This window comes from Pseudomonas sp. D8002, assembly GCF_013385695.1.
GTDB lineage: Bacteria > Pseudomonadota > Gammaproteobacteria > Pseudomonadales > Pseudomonadaceae > Aquipseudomonas.
Genome location: NZ_JACAPM010000062.1, coordinates 24468 through 41134, shown reverse-complemented (window position 1 = coordinate 41134; position 16667 = coordinate 24468). Strand labels below are relative to the sequence as shown.

The following is a 16667-nucleotide window of genomic DNA, read 5'->3' as shown; positions in this document are numbered from 1 at the left end:
ACCTAAATAACGGATATGTACTCAACCCCAACCCCTAGCGAAACCGCGCGATCACCGCCTCCACCACCGGGTTCGGCCGCTGGGTATTCCAGGCGACGGCCGTGGTCACCACATTGAGCTTCTGGCTCAACGCCCGAAACACCACATTGGCCGGCGCCAGCTTCTTCAACGACGCCGGCACTAACGCAATACCCTGCCCATAGCTGACAAACGCGATCTGCGAAGCCATCGACCGCACTTCATGCAGCACCCGAGGCGAAAACCCGCTGGCACGACAGGTAGCGATCAAATTGTCGAAATACACCGGACTGACGTTGCGCGAAAACATCACCAACGGCTCATTCGCCAGGCTCGACAAACTGATCCGCGTACGACTCGCCAACGGATGATCCACCGGAAGCGCCACCACCAGCCGGTCCTCCGTCAGCGGCAATGACTGCACCGAAGCCCCAAGGTCACCATCCAGCCGGGCAAACGCCAGGTCGATATCCCCGGCCTCCAGCGCCGGCAACGCCTCGACGCTGTCGATTTCCCGCACCGACACCGTGAGCTGCGGGTAATCAAGCTTCAGTTGCTCGATCAACCCCGGCAGCACATCAAACATCGCCGTGGAGATCGCGCCGATGGTCAACATCCCCGACTGCCCCGCCACCGCTTCTTCCACGGCGAGTTCCAGGCGCTCCAGCTGCTCGGCGAACTTGCGCACCGCCGGCAGGATCGCCGCGCCCACCGGAGTCAGCTTGGCCCCCCGTCGGGAGCGGTCGAACAGCTTGACCTTGAGCGCCTGCTCCAGCACCTGGATCTGCTCGCTCAGCGGTGGCTGGGACATGCCAAGGCGCTTGGCCGCACGGCCAAAGTTCTGCTCTTCAGCCACGGCCAGGAACAACCAGAGGTGACGAATCAGGCGAAAGTTGATCATGGTCTTATCCATAGGTTAAGCGTATGCAAGGCTTCTGTACTTCGTAATATACCTATCATAGCCACTGACTGACACTGGCCGCCTCCGTCACCCGAGGCTTGCCCATGACCCCTGACCGTTTGCTCGACCGCCTGGCCGCCCTGGACACCAACACCGTGTCCGACGCCCTCGACTTCCTCGGCCTGCCAGGCGCCACCGTGGGCCTGCGCCCGTTGTGGAACTGCCCGAAGATCGTTGGACGCGCCAGTACCGTGCTGCTCGGCCCCAAGTCCGACATAGCCCCCACCGTGCACTTGATCACGCCGGTGATCGAACAGGTTGAAACCCGCGACCGGGTGCTGGTGATTGCCGGCGGTATCGAGGGCATTTCCTGCTGGGGCGACATCATCGCCAACGCCGCAGCGCGCAAACACATACGCGGCACGGTAATTGATGGTTTCAGCCGCGATATCGACGGCAGCGAGGCCATCGGCTATCCGGTGTACGGACGCGGCGTGACCATGATCAGCGCGCGCAACCGCGTGGTGCAGCTCGACGCCGGCGTGACCCTCAGCGTTGCTGGCGTGAGCGTCAGCGAAGACGACTACGTGATCGCCGATACCTGCGGCACGGTGTTCGTGGCCCAGGCGGTGATCGAAAAGGTCCTGGACCTGGGCGAGCGCATTGCCCGCCGCCAGGACGGCATGGTGCAGGCCGTGCGCAGCGGGCGCTCGGTGGTCGAGGTGATGCACGACGCACAGTTTGAGGCGATTAGCCGATGAGCACCGATATCCAGCGGCTGAACCAGCGCCTGGCCAGCGCACAACCGTCTGCCACCTATCGCATCATGGACCGCGTCGCCGAACGCCGGGCGCAAGGCGCGCAGATTATCTCGCTGTGCGCCGGCGAACCGGATTTCGACACCCCGGCGCATATCCGCGAAGCCGCGATCCAGGCCATTGAAACCGGGCATACCCGCTACACCCAGGTGGCCGGTGCGCGGGCCCTGCGGGAGGCGGTGGCGGCGAAGTTCCGGCGCGAAAACGGCCTGGACGTGTCCTGGCAGGACACGCTCGTGTGCAACGGCGGCAAGCAGGTGATCTACAACGCCCTGGCAGCCACCCTCAATGAAGGCGACGAGGTGATCGTGCCCGCGCCGTACTGGGTCAGTTACCCGGAGATGGTGCAACTGTGCGGCGGCGAAGTGCGCATCGTCACCTGTGATGCCGACAGCGGTTTCAAGCTGACACCCGAGGCCCTGGCCGCTGCAATGACCCCGCAGACGCGCTGGCTGATCCTCAACTCACCGTCCAACCCCACCGGTGCGGTGTACAGCCAAGACGACTTGCGGGCACTCGCCGAGGTGCTGCTGGCCCACCCGCAGGTGCTGATCCTGGCCGATGACATTTACGAGCACCTGATCTTCGACGGCCAGGCCTTTCATACCCTGGCCCAGGTTGAGCCGCGTTTGGCACCACGCACATTGACCATGAACGGCGTGTCCAAGGCCTACGCCATGACCGGCTGGCGCATCGGTTTCGCCACCGGCCCACGCTGGCTGCTGGAGGCCATGGAAAAACTCCAGGGCCAGCAGACCTCCGGCGCCTGTTCGATCTCGCAACAGGCGGCCCTCGCTGCACTGGAAGGCCCCAGGGATTTCATCCGCGACAGCCGCCGGGTGTTCCAGGCGCGCCGGGACTTGATGGTCCAGTTACTGAACGACACGCCAGGCCTGACGTGCATCAGCCCCGCCGGCGCGTTCTACGCGTTCGCCTCATGCGCCGCGCTGATCGGGCGCACCTCGGCGGGCGGGCGGCTGCTGCGCAGCGATGAAGACGTGGCCCTGGCGCTGCTGGATGAGGCCAATGTAGCCGTGGTGCATGGCAGCGCCTTTGGCCTGGCGCCATACATCCGTATCGCCTATGCCCTGGATGACAAGTCGTTGCGCCAGGCGTGCGAGGCAATCCGCGGCTTCTGCAGCAGCTTGCTGGCAGAAGAATAAAAGTGATGAGTTCACATAGATAAATATCGCTAATGGTGGCGTGCGCCCCTTCTTAAGATTAAGGCCGAACAGGACAACACTCACAACAACAAGGTCCGCCCCCATGTCTATGCCTGAAGTCATAAAACCCGCTGTGCGCAGCCAATACCGCTGGGTGGTAGCGGCGCTGATTTTCCTGATCTACACCGTGGCCGCCGCCGACCGGGCCAACCTCGGCGTGGCGCTGCCGTTCATTCGCCAGGAATTTGCAATGAGCAACGCCCAGGCCGGTGGCCTGGTCAGCCTGTTCCTGCTGGCTTACGCCCTGGCACAACTGCCGTCGGGCTTTGCCTTCGGGCGCTTTGGCGTCAGCCGGATCCTGCCGGGGGCCATGGTGCTGACCTCCCTGTTGACCGGGCTGGTGGGCACCGCCAGCTCACTGCTGGCGCTGAAACTCTATCGCCTGGGCCTGGGTATCGCCGAAGGCCCGCTGCCCATCAGCATGACCACCACCATCAATAACTGGTTTCCGGCACGGGAAAAAGGCACCGCGTCGGGGATCTTTCTGTCGGCCGTGAAGTTCGGACCGGTGATCGTGCCGCCGCTGTGTGCCGTGATCATTTCGGTATGGGGCTGGCGCGAAATTTTCTACTTCTTTGCGATCCCGGGCATCGTGCTGGCGGTGGTCTGGTACTTCCTGGTCACCGACCATCCGTCCCGCAGCCGCTTCGTCAACCAGGCCGAACTTCAATACATCGTCGAAGACACCGCAATCGCCCAGACCGTCCGTGTGCACAAGACGCCGGCGTGGGTGAAAAAGCTCGACCGGGTGATCCGCACCCGCGATGAAAAGCCCCTGGAAACCAGCCGTCAGGTTTTCACCTCATGGAATATCTGGGGGTGCGCCACCAGCTACTGCTTCCAGCTCGGTGTCTCCAGCGTGCTGCTGGCGTGGATTCCCACCTACCTGATGACCGTCAAGCAGTTCTCGATCATGAACATGGGCCTGGTCTCGGCAGCGCCCTGGGTGGGCGCGGTGCTGGGCAACCTGCTGGGCGGTTTCTGCTCGGACCGCCTGATGGGCGGGCGCCGCAAGCCGGGCATGTTGCTGTCAGCCGTCGGCACCTCGTTGATGATGTACCTGCTGATCAATTCACCGGCCGAGCCCCTGCCCTACGGCTTGCTGCTGATGCTGACCGGCGTGGTGCTGAGCCTCGGCTTCTCGTCCTACATGGTCTACCCGATGGGCCTGACCACCAAGAAGACCTTCCCGATCTCCAACGCCATCGTGAACATGATCGGCCAGTTGGGCGCCGCCGCCACGCCCTTCATCACCGGCCTGCTGCTGGACAACTACGGCTGGAACTACGTATTTGCCTGGCTGGCGATCGGCTCGTTCATCAGCTTCATCATTTTGCTGACCATTGCCGAGCCCCGCCCGGCCTCCAGCCACCCGACCTGATTTGTCACCACCACGAGGAGTTATCCATGTCACCCCAAGACCAAGAATTGGTTGCCCTGTTTGCCGGCCTGGACACCCCGGGCGTGTCCGACGCCCTGGACAAACTCGGCCTGCCCGGCCAATGCCTGGGAATCATGCCCCTGGACAACTATCGCCAGGTGGTGGTCGGCCCGGCCTTCACCGTGCGCTACGTCAGCGCCAGCACCCCGCCGGGCACCGTAGGCGACTTTATCGATGACGTGGCCGAAGGCGATGTGGTGGTGATCGACAACGACGGACGCACCGACTGCACGGTGTGGGGCGACATCATGACCCAGTACGCCGGCAGCCAGCGGATCGCCGCGACGGTGATCGATGGCGTGTGCCGCGACGTGAGCAAGGCCCTGGGCGACGGCTACCCGCTGTTCACCAAGGGCCGGTTCATGCGCACGGGCAAGGACCGGGTTGAAGTGGAAGCGGTAAACCAGCCGGTGTCCATCGGCCAGGCCCGGGTGTGCGCCCGGGACATCGTGGTCGCCGATGCCAATGGCGTGGTGATCGTGCCGCGCGAGCGGGCCCATGAAGTGGCAGCCTGTGCACGCTCGATTGAAGCGGTGGAAGCGCGTATCCGGGCGCTGCTCGATGAAGGCAAATCCCTGCGTGAAGCCCGCGCAGCGCTGGGTTATCACACCCTGCAACGCAAGGGCTGAAAGGTCCTTCAGTTCGCCGGTCGCAACAGCTGCATCTGCTGGCGATAGTCATCCGTCACCTGCCGCGCCTGACCGCTGCTGGTGATCACCCTCGGCGTGATCAGCACGATCAACTCGGTGCGATCCCTGGACTTGCTGGTGTTGCCAAACAACCAGCGCAGCCCTGGGATTTTCCCCAGGTACGGCACCGCACTGACGCTCTCGGCGTTGTCCTGCTTGATCAGCCCGCCGAGCAACACGGTCTGGCCGCTTTGCACCGCCACCTGGGTGGACACCGAACGTGTGGAGATGCGCGGGTTGTTGGGCGTGTCACTGCTGTTGGTGGTTTGGTTCTCGGCGTCGCTGACCTGTTGCTGGATGTCCATGTACACCAGGCCGCCCGGGTTGATGCGCGGCACCACGTCGAGGATCACCCCGGTCTGCACGTATTCGACGCTGCTCAAGGTGCTGTCGGCGTTGCCGGTGTTGACCGTGGTCTGGCTGATGGGGATGTTGTCACCCACCTGGATCTGCGCCGGCTGGTTGTTCATCACCACCAGCGATGGCGCCGACAGCACCTGGGTGCGGCCGTTGGTTTCCAGGGCGTGCAAGGCCACTTGCAGGTTGGAGCTGACGAAGGAATAGAACAGCGAATCCGCGCCCAATCCCGCACCGCCGCCACCCAGGGCGCCCTGGCTGCCAGGGGTATTGGCTACCGTGGTGCTGGTGGAGTTGCCCGCCAGGCGGCCCAGGTACCATTGCACCCCTAGGTCCAGTTCGCCGGTGAGTTTGACTTCGAGGATGCGCGTCTCGATCTGCACTTGCAGCGGCGGGTTGTCGAGGCGCTTGATCGCCGATTCGATCTCCTTCCACTGCACCGGGCGAGTGCGTACTAGCAACTGGTTACTGCTCTTTTGCGCGGTGATCCGGGTGCCGGCGTCGAGGCTTTTGGCAGCGCCCGGCTCTGCATTTTCACCGTCTTCGCTGGCGGCCGGGGCCTGGTCCTCATCGTCACTGACGGGCGGGCTATTGCTGCTGTTGTTCAAGCCACCCGAGGTGCCGCCGCTGGTATTGAGTGACGACAAGGTCGCCGTGCGCAGCCCCGGCGCCACCTTGGCCGGCGCATCGTCCTTGATCGCGCCGGTGCCGTAGATCTGCCGCAGGTATTTGGCGAGGTCCGTGGCCTTCATGTTGCGCACGTCGTAGACGTACATCTGCGGCTCGTTGCCGCCACCTTCGTCGATGGTGTGAATCCAGTCGCCAACTTCACTGAGGTACTGCGGCTGGGACGAGATCGCCACCACCGAATTGGTCCGCTCGATGGGCAGGAAGCGCACCATGCCCGCCAGGGGCATGCCGCTGTCGGGGCCAAACATTTTTTGCAGCTCGGGCATCAACTCGGCCACCGAGGCCCGTTGCAAACCGAACACCCCCACCGACATCCCCTTGAGCCAATCGACGTCGAAGGTGTCGATGGTGTCCTGATAGTTAGCCAACTCATCCGGCGTACCGGCCAGGCTCAACACATTGCGTGCCGGGTCCACCAGCAGGAATGCGTTTTCCCGGGCGAACGGCTTGAGCAGTTTCTGCATTTCCGTGGCCGAGATATAGCGCAGCGGAAACAGCCGTGCGGAGAGTCCGCTGGAGGGTCGCGACACGCTCATTTCCGGCACCAGCTTGCCCGCCACCGCCTGGTTGGCGGGCAGAATCACGTAGCGCTGGCCCTGGCGGATCATCGCGTTATCGGTCCAGGACAACAGGGTTTCGAGGATCGACAGCGCCTGTTTCTTGTTCACCGGCTTTGAGGTGGAGAAGCTTACGTTGCCTTTCACACCCTGGGCGATGCTGTAGTTCTCGTGCAGCAGGTCGCCCATGACGCTGTTGATCACCGCCTCAATCGGCTGGTCGGCGAAGTTGAACACGATGTCTCCGCTGGCTTCATCCTTGACCGCCGGCGCCGCTGCGGACTGGCGCACGAACTGCTGGTTACCGCGAATCAACTGGCGCTGGGGCGGCGTAGGCACCTGGGGTTGGCGGCTGTCGGCCGCAGGCGACTCGCTGGCCGGGTCCACGGGCGGCCGTTGCGAACCGGTGCCCTGCATCGCCTCGTGAAGCAAGGCATCGTCCGGGTCGAGGTGATCGGGGAATGACCCACAGCCGCCCAGGGCGACGGCGGTGGCCAGGCAAAACACGCTGGTGCGCAAGGCGCTAGGGGAAGTATCGATCAAGGGGCGGGCTCGTGAGGAAGGGAAATCGGTGGTGTGGTGGACGGCGGCGGCAAACGCGGAACGCTGAGGCTCAGGGTTTGCGTGCGGCCATCCAGCACAAAACGGGCGTGCAGCGGTGTCAGGTGTTCCAGGCGCCAGCCGTTGGGCAGAGTCTGGCCTTGGTGGACCTTGAGCGGCGAGCCCTCGTCACGCTTGAGCAGCGCGACGCGCAGGTCGCCGTCGAGCAGCACGCCGGTCAGCTTCAGGCTCGACAGGCTGGAAATCTCGGCCTGGCCAACGGCGGCATCGGGGCTGCGGTCGGGGCTGAACAGCGGCGCCTGCCAGGTGCCGGCGAGGCTTTCCAGGGTCGCACTCGGGGCCACGTGAACCTTCGCCGAAGCATTGGCGCGCACGGCGGAGGCAGGCTCGTCCAGCCACTGCGGCGCGTCGCCGATGCTGCTCAAGATGCCCACCATCAGCAGGCCCAGCAGCCCGGCCACACCGAGCAACACCCACTCGAGGGGGCGCAATGAATTGATCATCGGCGGGCCTGCGTGGCGGCTGCCGGTTGCAGATAACCGCGCACCAACAGGTGCACCACCAGCTTTCCGGCACCGCCGCTGGCGGGGGCATTCGGCCCGCGACGGACGCTCATTTCATCCACGAACAGGAACGGTCGCTGGTACTCCAGCTCATGCAGGATCGCAGTCAGGGGTTCGATGGCGCAGTTGAGGGTCAGGCTGACTTTGACCTGGCGATAGGGCTCGGTGTCGTCCTGCTCCGGGGTGATGGGCATGCGCTGGGTCAGGCTGCAGCCGCCGCCGAGGCCGGCGCGGCTGTTGATCAGGTCGGCGATGCGCTGCATCAGGTCCGCCGCCACGGCGCTGGGGTCATCCCCCGGCAACAGGCTGGTGCTGCTGGCCGGGTCCTGGCGGGCTTGCTCCAATTGCTCACGCAAGGCGGCGCCCTGGTGCAGCAGGCCCGCATAGCGTTGCTGTTGTTCGCGCAGCTGTTCGGCCTGCTCGCCCATGGCACGCAATGGCCCGGCGAACCAGCTGTCGATCAGCAGCCAGTAACCGCCGCCCAGCACCAGCGCCAGAACCAGCAAGGCGGCGCCGCGACGCTCACGGGGTGTCAGTGGTCGGCGCATCGGCGGCCTCCTGGTGCAAGTGGGCGCGCAGGGAAAACTGATCCTTGCCGGTTTGCGCATCGGGTTGGATCACCCCTTCGAACTGGGGGTTTTCCAGGCTGTGGCACGCCTTGATCCGAGTGATCAGGGCACTCGCCTTGGCGCTTTGCCCGGAGAAGGACACGTCGGCGCCGTTGTTGACGTCCAACTGGTCGATCCAGGTATCGGCGGGCAGGCAGGCGGTCAGCTCGTTGAGCAACGCCGCCAACGGCGGTTGTGCCGACTTGCGGCGAATCAGGTACTGCGCGGCGCCACGGGTATTGAGCAGTTGCTGGCGCAGGCTCTGGACCTCGGCGACCTGGGCTTTCTGTTGTTGCACCTGCGCCTGCATGACGTCGAGCACCCGCTGGCGGTCGTTGAGCCACAGCAGCATCGCGGCAATCAGCAAGGCGCCGCACAGCCAGGGCAGGCTGCGTTGCAAGCCCTTCCCGGCCGGCCGCTGGCGTGGGCGCAACGGCGCCGGCAGCAGGTCGATGCCCATTGGCCCGTCCACATCCACCGCATGGGGCTGCAAGCCGAGGGCAGCGCAGTCCAACAGGATTTGATCCAGGCGCTCCCGCAGGATGGCCACCAGGGTCACCTGCAAATGCGTGGCGGTGCGCCGTTCCTGACGGGCCACGAAGTACAACTGTTCAGCTTCGAACGGGGTAAAGCGGTCCAGTTCATAACCCACCACCGTCGACAGGTTGCGCGCGGCCGCCAAAGGCAGTTGCAGGGTTTGCAGCAACACCGCCGAGGGCGCGAGCACCAGCACCTGGCGCACCTCGTCGGCAGGTTTTGCCACCGGCCCGGTCAACGGCCAGTGGTAGCGGTGCTCGGGGATGTCACGGACCGACAGCCACGCCGGCAGGCAGCCACGCAGCTCCTTGAGCCACAGGCGCCAGCCCACTTGCAGCAAGCTGCCGCGCCAGCGCCGGGTGAGCGGTTCGGCCAGCTGTTGAAGGCGCGCCACTGGCGCCGAAAGGTATGGATTCATTCTTGCCAACGCAGCACCCGATAAGGTTGTGCGCTTCCCTCCGATGGGCTCAATAAAACCGTGGTTCGTAACCGGGCGTGGTAACCGCCGGGGCGTTGTGCGCGGCTGTCGATCACCAGCACGTCACCGGGGTCGGCCCCTACTGCGCTCTGCCGGGGCAGGTTCAGCGCCTGGCGCATCAAGGGGCTGGCGAAGGCGGGATCGGGCCGGTCGAGGCCACTCCACAAACTGATTTCCGGGGCCAGCCGGCTGTACAGCGCCTGGGTCATGCCGGGCAATTGCCGCACTTCCTCCACCACGCGGAACGGCGCCAGGCCTGCGTTGCGCCGCATTTCCAGGTCCCTGGCGAGCCGGCCGGCCTGGGCCTGGGTGGCGCCGCAGGCCAGGGCCAGGCGGGCAAAGTCAGCGGCCTCGGCGCTGTTCAAATACAGCTTGCCGCGCTCGCTGTGCAGGCTCACGTGAAGCTGTGCGTCATCAAATACCAGGGGCATTTCACGGCCGTCGGCGATCCATTGCTTGCGTTGCAGCGGGTCGGCCAAGGCCTGCATGGCCAACGCCACACCCGCCTCCGCCGCCAGCAACGCCTGGGTATGCTGGCGATGCCACAGGGCCTGGCGACTTTCCAGTTGTACCCACCCGGCCAGGCCGCCCAGCAGCAGGCTGAGCAACGCCAGTACCCACAGCACCAGCAGCAATGCAACGCCGCGCTGACGCTTCATTCGCCTGATGCTCCGCTAGAGAGGTTCAGCCGCAGGGCAACCACTTGGGTGACCCACGGCACCGGTCCGTTGACTTGTGCTGCAATGCGTACCGCATAAGGCAGGCGTTTGGTCCACGGCCAGTCACTGATCCAGCCGGTGGCCTGGCCCTTGGGCGACAGGCCGCGATAGCTGAATTGCAGATCGTCGACGTTCTTCAGCAACACCTGCGGCTCGCTGCGGATGGCCGGCACGCTCACTTGGGCATTGGACTCAAACCGTGCGAACGCCACCTGCAACTCGCGCTCGGTCAACTGCAAGGTGAAACGCTGGATACCGCCGCCGAGCACGCCCGGCAAGGTCGCGACGAATTGCAGGCGCTGGGGAGCGCCGACAAAAAAACCGTTGGTCTGGCTGTCGTCCTCGGTCACGTCGAGGGGCAATGCTTCGCTGATGGAGGTGCGCAGGAACTGTTGCGCGGCGCGACTTTCATCCAGGCTGACGGTGTAGCGCTGCGCCTTGAGTACTGCACGGTTGGCTCCCAGGAGCGCGCCGCCCACCAGGGCCAACAACACGCCCAGCAGGCTGAGCACGATCATGATTTCGAGCAACGTGAAGCCCCGCTGCTGCTTCACTGGAGGCTCCCGTCGCGGCTGGCGCGCAGTTTCAAGGTACTGAAATTTGCGCGGCGCGGACCTTCGCTGACGCTGAGATCAAGGCGAAACAAATGTGGCTGACCGATGCGGGTGGGCTGCTGGGCGACGCGCAGTTGCCAGGCAATGCCGTCCAGCTCGCCCTCGCGCACGCCACTGGCCAGGGGCCCCGACGCCTCCTGATCCATCACGCTCAAGGCGGTATGGGTCAGGCGGTCGCTGTGGGCCACCTGCAACAACGAGCGCGCGCTTTGGCCGAACGCGACCAGCAACACCGTGCTGCAGATCGCCATGAGGGTCAGCGCTGCGAGCATTTCCAGCAAGGTGAAACCCGACTGACGCTTCATGGCAATGCCCTGGACTGCACGCTGCCGGTCAGCCAGCCGACGTCGATGCGCCAGCGTCGCGTGCCATTGGCCAATAACAGGTTGCCGCCGGTAGAGCTGCCGTCGGGGTAAAACTCCACCGCAGCGCCTGCGTGTTCGGCGGTGTGCAGGGTCACTTGCAGATCGGCCGGCCAGTGCTTGATGGGTTGCCCCGGCGCCTGAAAGCTCAGCCGGGCCAAGTCGAAGACGGTCTTGGCCGACCTGCCGCTGACAATCGCCCGTGCCCGTGTGCTGCGCAGGGCATCCACCATCTGCCCGACCACCTGGCGCTCTTTCGCTACCCGCAGGCCTTGTTGCAGGCCAAATCCCACCAACCCGGCCGCGATGCTGATCAACACGATCACCACCAGCATCTCCAGCAGGGTAAAGCCGCGTTGGAGGGCCGGCATTATTCCCAGCTGCCCAGGTCGGCGCTGTAGCCTTCGCCGCCGGGCTGGCCGTCCTGACCGTAGAAGATCAGGTCGAAGGCGCCATGTTCACCGGGGAAGCGATAGCCGAAGGCATGGCCGAACGGGTCCTTGAGGTCTGAGGGCTTGGCGTACGGCCCGGCCCAGCCGGCGGTGTTGCCGGGCTTGTCGACCAATTGCTGGAGGGTCTTGGGTGGCGAGCCGACATCCAGGCCGTAGCTCTCGATCTTCATGCTCAGGCTGGCCAGTTGCGCCTTGCCCGCGCCGTATTTGCCCTTGTCGACGTTGCCGCCCACCTGGCGCACCACGATGGTCGCGACGATGCCCAGCAACACGATCACCGCGAGCATTTCCAGCAAGGTGAAACCGCCTTGGCGGCGGGCGGGTTTGAAACGGGTATGGCGCATCGGCTTGCTTCCTTGGGTCTTCATATATTGCTGGTGAGGCTCATCAGCGGCAGCATGATCGCGAGCATGATCACCGCCACCAGCACCGCCATGACCACGGTCAGGGACGGCACCAGGGCGGCGAGCAGGCGGTCGATGCCGCGCTTGGCTTCGACGTCGAACACGTCGGCGACCTTGAGCAGCATGCTGTCCAGTTCACCGGCCTGTTCGCCGACTTCAATCATTTGCAGGGCCAGGTCCGGCAGCAGCGGTTGGCTGCCAAATGCACTGGCCAGGGTGCCGCCGCCTTTCACCGACTCGGCGGCCTGGGCCACTTGTGCCTGCAAGGCACGGTTGGTGCAGACCTGGCGCGCGATCACCAGCGCTTGCAGCAGCGCCACGCCGTTGCTCAGCAAGGTGCCGAGGGTGCGTGCCAGGCGTGCGGCTTCGACCCGCTGCAACAGCGGGCCGATAACGCGGATACCCAGCACGCGCCGGTCGTACTGCTCGCGGTGTCGTGGGTTGCGCAGGCGTGCCGCCAGGGCCCAGACCGTCACGATCAACCCGGCAAAAACCGCCAGGCCATAGGCGCCGAGGAACTGCCCAAGGCCCAGGATCACTTCGGTGATCAACGGAATCGGCACGCCCAGATCCTTGAAGATCGGCACGAACTGCGGCACCACGTAAGCCAGCAACAGCGCCAGGGAACCGAGCACGCCCACCACCAGGAAGGCGGGATAGATCAGCGCGTTGATCACCTCGCCTCTCAATAACTGGCTGCGTTCCAGGTAGTCACTGAGTTGGCGCAGGGTGTTCTCCAGCGCACCGCCCGCCTCACCGGCACGCACCATGCTCAGGTACAGCGGCGAAAACTGGCTGCCCTCCTCTTCCAGCGCTGCCGACAATGGCTTGCCGGCCTTGACGTGCTCGCGGATACGCTCGATCAGCGCCCGGGTCTGCGGCTGGCCGGGCTGCTTGAGCAGGATGCCCAGCGAGCGCTCCAGCGGTTGGCCCGCGCCCAGCAGGGTGGCCAGTTGCTGGGTAAAACTGACCAGCGCCGCGCCATTCAACTGGCCGCGCCCGAAGGCATTGCGCAGCCCTTGGGCACCGGCGGCATCGATGTGCAACAGCAGCAGGCCACGCTTGTGCAGCGCAGCGACGGCGGCGGCCTGGTCCTTCGCTTCGAGGGTGCCGTTCTGCGCGACGCCCTGGCTGTCCAGGGCGCGGTATTTGAACAGGCTCACGCGCCCTCTCCACGGGTGACGCGCAACACTTCTTCAAGGGACGTGACACCGGCCACCGCCTGGCGCAGGCCTTCTTCATGCAGGGTGCGCAAGCCACCACGGCGGGCGGCCTGTTCGAGGGTCGCGGCGTCGGCCTGGCGCATCAACAAGCTGCGCAGTTCGTCATTCATCACCAGCAATTCGGTGATTGCACTGCGGCCGTGGTAACCGCCGCCGGCGGCGTTGGCGCGAGGCCGGTAAAGCAGGATCGGGCGCTGCTCGGTGAAGCGGTCGAGGCCGTGTTCCTCGATCAGCTCCGGCGGGGCTTCGAACGCCTCGCGGGTCGCCGGGTCGAGGCGGCGCACCAGGCGCTGCGCGAGGATGCCATTGACGGTCGAGGCGATCAGGTAGCTCTCCACCCCCATGTCCAGCAGGCGCGTGATACTTGCTGCGGCACTGTTGGTGTGCAGGGTCGAGAGCACCAGGTGGCCGGTCAGGGAAGACTGGATGGCGATGCGGCAGGTTTCGAGGTCGCGGATTTCACCGATCATGATCACGTCCGGGTCCTGGCGCACGATGGAGCGCAGCGCCCCGGCGAAATCCAGCCCAATGGCCGGCTTGACCTGGATCTGGTTGATGCCTTCCAGCTGGTATTCCACCGGGTCTTCGACAGTGATGATCTTGCGCTCGGCGGTATTGAGCCGCGACAACGCGGTATAGAGCGTGGTGGTTTTACCCGAGCCGGTGGGCCCGGTGACCAGCAGGATGCCGTGGGGCCGCTCGAGCACTTCAAGGAAGGTTGCCAGGCGCTGGCCGTCAAAGCCCAGGCTCTGGAAATCGAACTGCACGGTCTGGCGGTCCAGCAGGCGCATCACCACCGACTCGCCAAAACTGGTGGGCACCGTGGATACCCGCAGGTCCAGTTCCTTGCCCTGGATGCGCAACATGATCCGGCCGTCCTGCGGCAGGCGGCGCTCGGCGATGTCGAGGCGCGCCATGATCTTGACCCGGGAAATCACCGCCGCCGAGGAACTCGCCGGCGGCGCTTCGGCTTCATGCAGCACACCGTCGATGCGGTAGCGCACCTTGAGCTGGTTTTCGAAGGGTTCGATATGGATGTCCGAGGCGCGGTGCTCCACGGCCCGTTGCAGGATCAGGTTGACCAGGCGAATCACCGGGGCTTCGGAGGCCATGTCCTTGAGGTGTTCGATGTCTTCCAGGGCGCCGCCTTGTTCGTCGAGGTTTTCGATCAGGGTGCCCATGGCGGAACGGCCCTGGCCGTAGTAACGCTCGATCAGGGTTTCGACTTCGTTGCGCGGCCCGACCGCCAGCCACACCGGCACGCCGCACGCATACGCCAGGGCCTGGAACGGATACAGCAGCGCCGGGTTGGCCGCCAACACCCGCACACCACCGTGGCTCCAGCCCACCGGCACCACCTGGTAATGGCGCATGAAGCGTTCGGTCAGCGCCGGCAGCGGGTCGAGCACGGGCGGTGCGGCGTCCGCCAGCAGCAACGGCGCGCCGAGCAAATCGGCCCAGGCCCGCGCCAGTTCCACTTCGGAAACGAGCCCCAGGCGCGTCAGCAGGCCGAGCAGTTCGGGGTCGTCGGACTCCTGGGATAACCGTCGAGCACGTTCCAGGTCGACGGTTTTCAGACCGGCTTTTCGCATCAGCCACGCGCACACTTGTTCGGCATCCGGAATCTGCATTCGGCATGCATCGATGGGCATTGACGGTATCGGCTGGGGCATCTGCACAAGTCTGAGGGGCTATTTAAAAACCTGTTCCGTGGCACGCGCCGGAACAAGGGCATCCACACTAAGTTGGAGGTTTTTAGCGCAAGCGCTGTCATGACAAGGTACGGACCCTACACCAAAACATTTTGTATTACAGCCCACTTAAGTTATGGCCTTTTAGAACTACCAACAGGCGCCATTAGTTAGCCATGACCGTACACATGATGTTTAAAGCATCGACTGACATGTTTAAACTTAGTTCATCAGCGCAAGAAAATATCGCCAGCCTCACGTAAGGCATGGCTTTATCCCGGCACCTAATGGCAATCAATGATCAGTTCAATAGGCCACCTTGCAATATCACATGGACACTACTCAAAAGAACAACCCACCAAGTCATTGCACTTTTTAAATCGCGAAACTCACCGCACTAATTGCAATTAGCCATCGCTAAAACTTGTCACCAAAGGCGAACTATCCACTGATAAAAAAGAGGCGAGCGCACGCAATCAAACGCATGTTTCAGCGCCTGACTTTGAATAACCTGTTATCAGAAAATACCGAGAGTCAACGCAACATGGCCATGAGCCGCAACTGGACTCAGGCGCTCTCGCGCTCGATCAAGCGGCACTCCAGCAGGTTCAAGCGCTGCACCTCATCCTCAACCGGCAACACGCCCAGGCTTTCCAGTACCCGCGTTGCCGCCAGCACACCGATCTCCAGGGCGGGCGGCTTGATGGTGCTGAGACTGGGCAAGAGCATTTCGGCAAACGGGTAATCACCAAAGCCGAGCACGGCGCAATCCTTGGGGATCTCCAGACCTGCCCGTTGCCCGGCCAGCAGGCCACCGGCGGCCAGGTTGTCATTGGCGAAGATGATTGCGTCCGGTGGAATGGCGGCACTCATCAATGCCTGCATCGCTTGCTTGCCCGCCTCAAACGGTGCGCGATCGGCGTCCGGGGCAAACACCCACGGCTGCATGCCCAGCTCAATCAGGGTCGCGCTGTAGCCATCCCGGCGTTCCAGTGCACTGAAGTCCCCCGGCGCGCTGTTCTGTACGAACGCGATGCGCCGATAACCCTTGCCATGCAGGTAGCGCGCAGCCGTCACGCCCACCTCGTAATGCGAGAAGCCAATCTGCAACGGCTCCCGCTCGGGTTGGTAATCCCAGGTTTCAACCACCGGGATATCCGCCTCGGCGATCATCTTCTCGGTGCCCGCGCTATGGAAGCGGCTGGTGAGCACCAATGCCGCCGGGGACCAGCCGAGAAACGCGCGCACTGCATTTTCTTCCTGCTCGGCGCTGAAGTAACTGGACGCCAGCAGCAATTGGTAGCCGTGGCGGCTGAGGGTATCGCTGAAGCCCTGGATGGTATTGGCGAAGATCGGCCCGGAGATGTTTGGAATCACCATCGCGACGATCCTGCCCCGCGCCGACGCCAGCCCACCCGCCACCAGGTTCGGCACATAGCCCAATTCGGCAACCACCGCCGCGATGCGTTCGCGGCGTTCGGGCGAGACCTGCTCCGGCTGGTTGAAATAGCGCGACACGGTAATCGCTGACACACCGGCCTGGCGCGCCACGGTATTCAAGGTGACGCGGCCGGCACCACGGCGTTTCCGGGGTTTGTCTTCGCTCAAGGGACGATCCTGTTAAAAACCTAAAAGAATATAAAACTAATTTTTTAGTATTTGACGCTCTATATCGCACCTACCAATAATGCCGATGTTAGCGCTACCAAAGCGTTTTGTCTGCTACTCGCTCGAGCGAATGCCCAAGACGGATTCAACGGC

Annotated in this window: 17 protein-coding genes; 4 read left to right on the top strand and 13 right to left on the bottom strand. The window is 64.0% G+C overall.

All coding sequences use genetic code 11. The features are described from left to right. Positions 1-34: 34 nt before the first annotated feature. The gene (locus HX807_RS30015) at positions 35-919 is read right to left on the bottom strand and encodes a LysR family transcriptional regulator (RefSeq protein ID WP_177052001.1); all 885 of its coding nucleotides are present in this window, start codon (positions 917-919) and stop codon (positions 35-37) included. A 104-nt stretch (positions 920-1023) separates the two neighbouring features. Here HX807_RS30015 and HX807_RS30010 point away from each other — a divergent pair, with 104 nt between their 5' ends. The 4 genes from HX807_RS30010 (at position 1024) to HX807_RS29995 (ending at position 5030) form a co-directional block, all read left to right on the top strand. Further along, the gene (locus tag HX807_RS30010) at positions 1024-1680 is read left to right on the top strand and encodes an RraA family protein (protein ID WP_177051999.1); all 657 of its coding nucleotides are present in this window, start codon (positions 1024-1026) and stop codon (positions 1678-1680) included. Beyond that, the gene (locus HX807_RS30005; RefSeq protein WP_177051997.1) at positions 1677-2900 is read left to right on the top strand and encodes a pyridoxal phosphate-dependent aminotransferase; all 1224 of its coding nucleotides are present in this window, start codon (positions 1677-1679) and stop codon (positions 2898-2900) included. The genes HX807_RS30010 and HX807_RS30005 overlap by 4 nt, the downstream gene beginning before the upstream one ends. A 103-nt stretch (positions 2901-3003) precedes the next feature. Next, a complete protein-coding gene (locus HX807_RS30000; RefSeq protein WP_256349615.1) occupies positions 3004-4341 on the top strand; it encodes an MFS transporter in 1338 nt (445 codons plus the stop codon). Between the two features lie 26 nt (positions 4342-4367). Next, on the top strand, positions 4368-5030 hold the full coding sequence (locus HX807_RS29995) for an RraA family protein (protein WP_003209925.1): 663 nt from the start codon (positions 4368-4370) through the stop codon (positions 5028-5030). Positions 5031-5038: 8 nt separating this feature from the next. On the opposite strand, the gene gspD is transcribed toward HX807_RS29995, so the two are convergent. The 12 genes from gspD to HX807_RS29935 all read right to left on the bottom strand — a co-directional run bounded on the left by gspD (position 5039) and on the right by HX807_RS29935 (position 16514). Then, positions 5039-7237 (bottom strand): type II secretion system secretin GspD, encoded by a 2199-nt coding sequence (gspD, locus tag HX807_RS29990; protein ID WP_177051995.1) that lies wholly within the window; start codon positions 7235-7237, stop codon positions 5039-5041. Continuing rightward, positions 7234-7758 (bottom strand): general secretion pathway protein GspN, encoded by a 525-nt coding sequence (locus HX807_RS29985; protein WP_177051993.1) that lies wholly within the window; start codon positions 7756-7758, stop codon positions 7234-7236. Before HX807_RS29985 ends, gspD begins: the two co-directional genes overlap by 4 nt. Next, the gene (gspM, locus tag HX807_RS29980; RefSeq protein WP_023659000.1) at positions 7755-8366 is read right to left on the bottom strand and encodes a type II secretion system protein GspM; all 612 of its coding nucleotides are present in this window, start codon (positions 8364-8366) and stop codon (positions 7755-7757) included. The genes HX807_RS29985 and gspM overlap by 4 nt, the downstream gene beginning before the upstream one ends. Then, on the bottom strand, positions 8341-9381 hold the full coding sequence (locus HX807_RS29975; RefSeq protein WP_177051991.1) for a PilN domain-containing protein: 1041 nt from the start codon (positions 9379-9381) through the stop codon (positions 8341-8343). The genes gspM and HX807_RS29975 overlap by 26 nt, the downstream gene beginning before the upstream one ends. Continuing rightward, on the bottom strand, positions 9378-10100 hold the full coding sequence (locus tag HX807_RS29970) for a general secretion pathway protein GspK (RefSeq protein ID WP_177021243.1): 723 nt from the start codon (positions 10098-10100) through the stop codon (positions 9378-9380). The genes HX807_RS29975 and HX807_RS29970 overlap by 4 nt, the downstream gene beginning before the upstream one ends. Further along, positions 10097-10714: a prepilin-type N-terminal cleavage/methylation domain-containing protein gene (locus tag HX807_RS29965; RefSeq protein WP_177051989.1), complete on the bottom strand. Its 618-nt coding sequence runs from the start codon at positions 10712-10714 to the stop codon at positions 10097-10099. The genes HX807_RS29970 and HX807_RS29965 overlap by 4 nt, the downstream gene beginning before the upstream one ends. After that, the gene (locus tag HX807_RS29960; protein WP_008437204.1) at positions 10711-11079 is read right to left on the bottom strand and encodes a type II secretion system protein; all 369 of its coding nucleotides are present in this window, start codon (positions 11077-11079) and stop codon (positions 10711-10713) included. The genes HX807_RS29965 and HX807_RS29960 overlap by 4 nt, the downstream gene beginning before the upstream one ends. Continuing rightward, on the bottom strand, positions 11076-11507 hold the full coding sequence (locus HX807_RS29955) for a type II secretion system protein (protein ID WP_003209913.1): 432 nt from the start codon (positions 11505-11507) through the stop codon (positions 11076-11078). Before HX807_RS29955 ends, HX807_RS29960 begins: the two co-directional genes overlap by 4 nt. Continuing rightward, positions 11507-11932 (bottom strand): type II secretion system major pseudopilin GspG, encoded by a 426-nt coding sequence (gene gspG / locus HX807_RS29950; protein WP_177051986.1) that lies wholly within the window; start codon positions 11930-11932, stop codon positions 11507-11509. Before gspG ends, HX807_RS29955 begins: the two co-directional genes overlap by 1 nt. Positions 11933-11952: 20 nt before the next feature. Beyond that, positions 11953-13155, bottom strand: a complete 1203-nt coding sequence (gspF, locus tag HX807_RS29945) for a type II secretion system inner membrane protein GspF (protein WP_102605832.1) — start codon at positions 13153-13155, stop codon at positions 11953-11955. After that, positions 13152-14846: a type II secretion system ATPase GspE gene (gene gspE, locus HX807_RS29940; protein ID WP_177029019.1), complete on the bottom strand. Its 1695-nt coding sequence runs from the start codon at positions 14844-14846 to the stop codon at positions 13152-13154. Before gspE ends, gspF begins: the two co-directional genes overlap by 4 nt. Positions 14847-15473: 627 nt before the next feature. After that, positions 15474-16514, bottom strand: coding sequence for a LacI family DNA-binding transcriptional regulator (locus HX807_RS29935; protein WP_008437199.1), 1041 nt, complete (start codon positions 16512-16514; stop codon positions 15474-15476). Positions 16515-16667 lie beyond the last annotated feature (153 nt).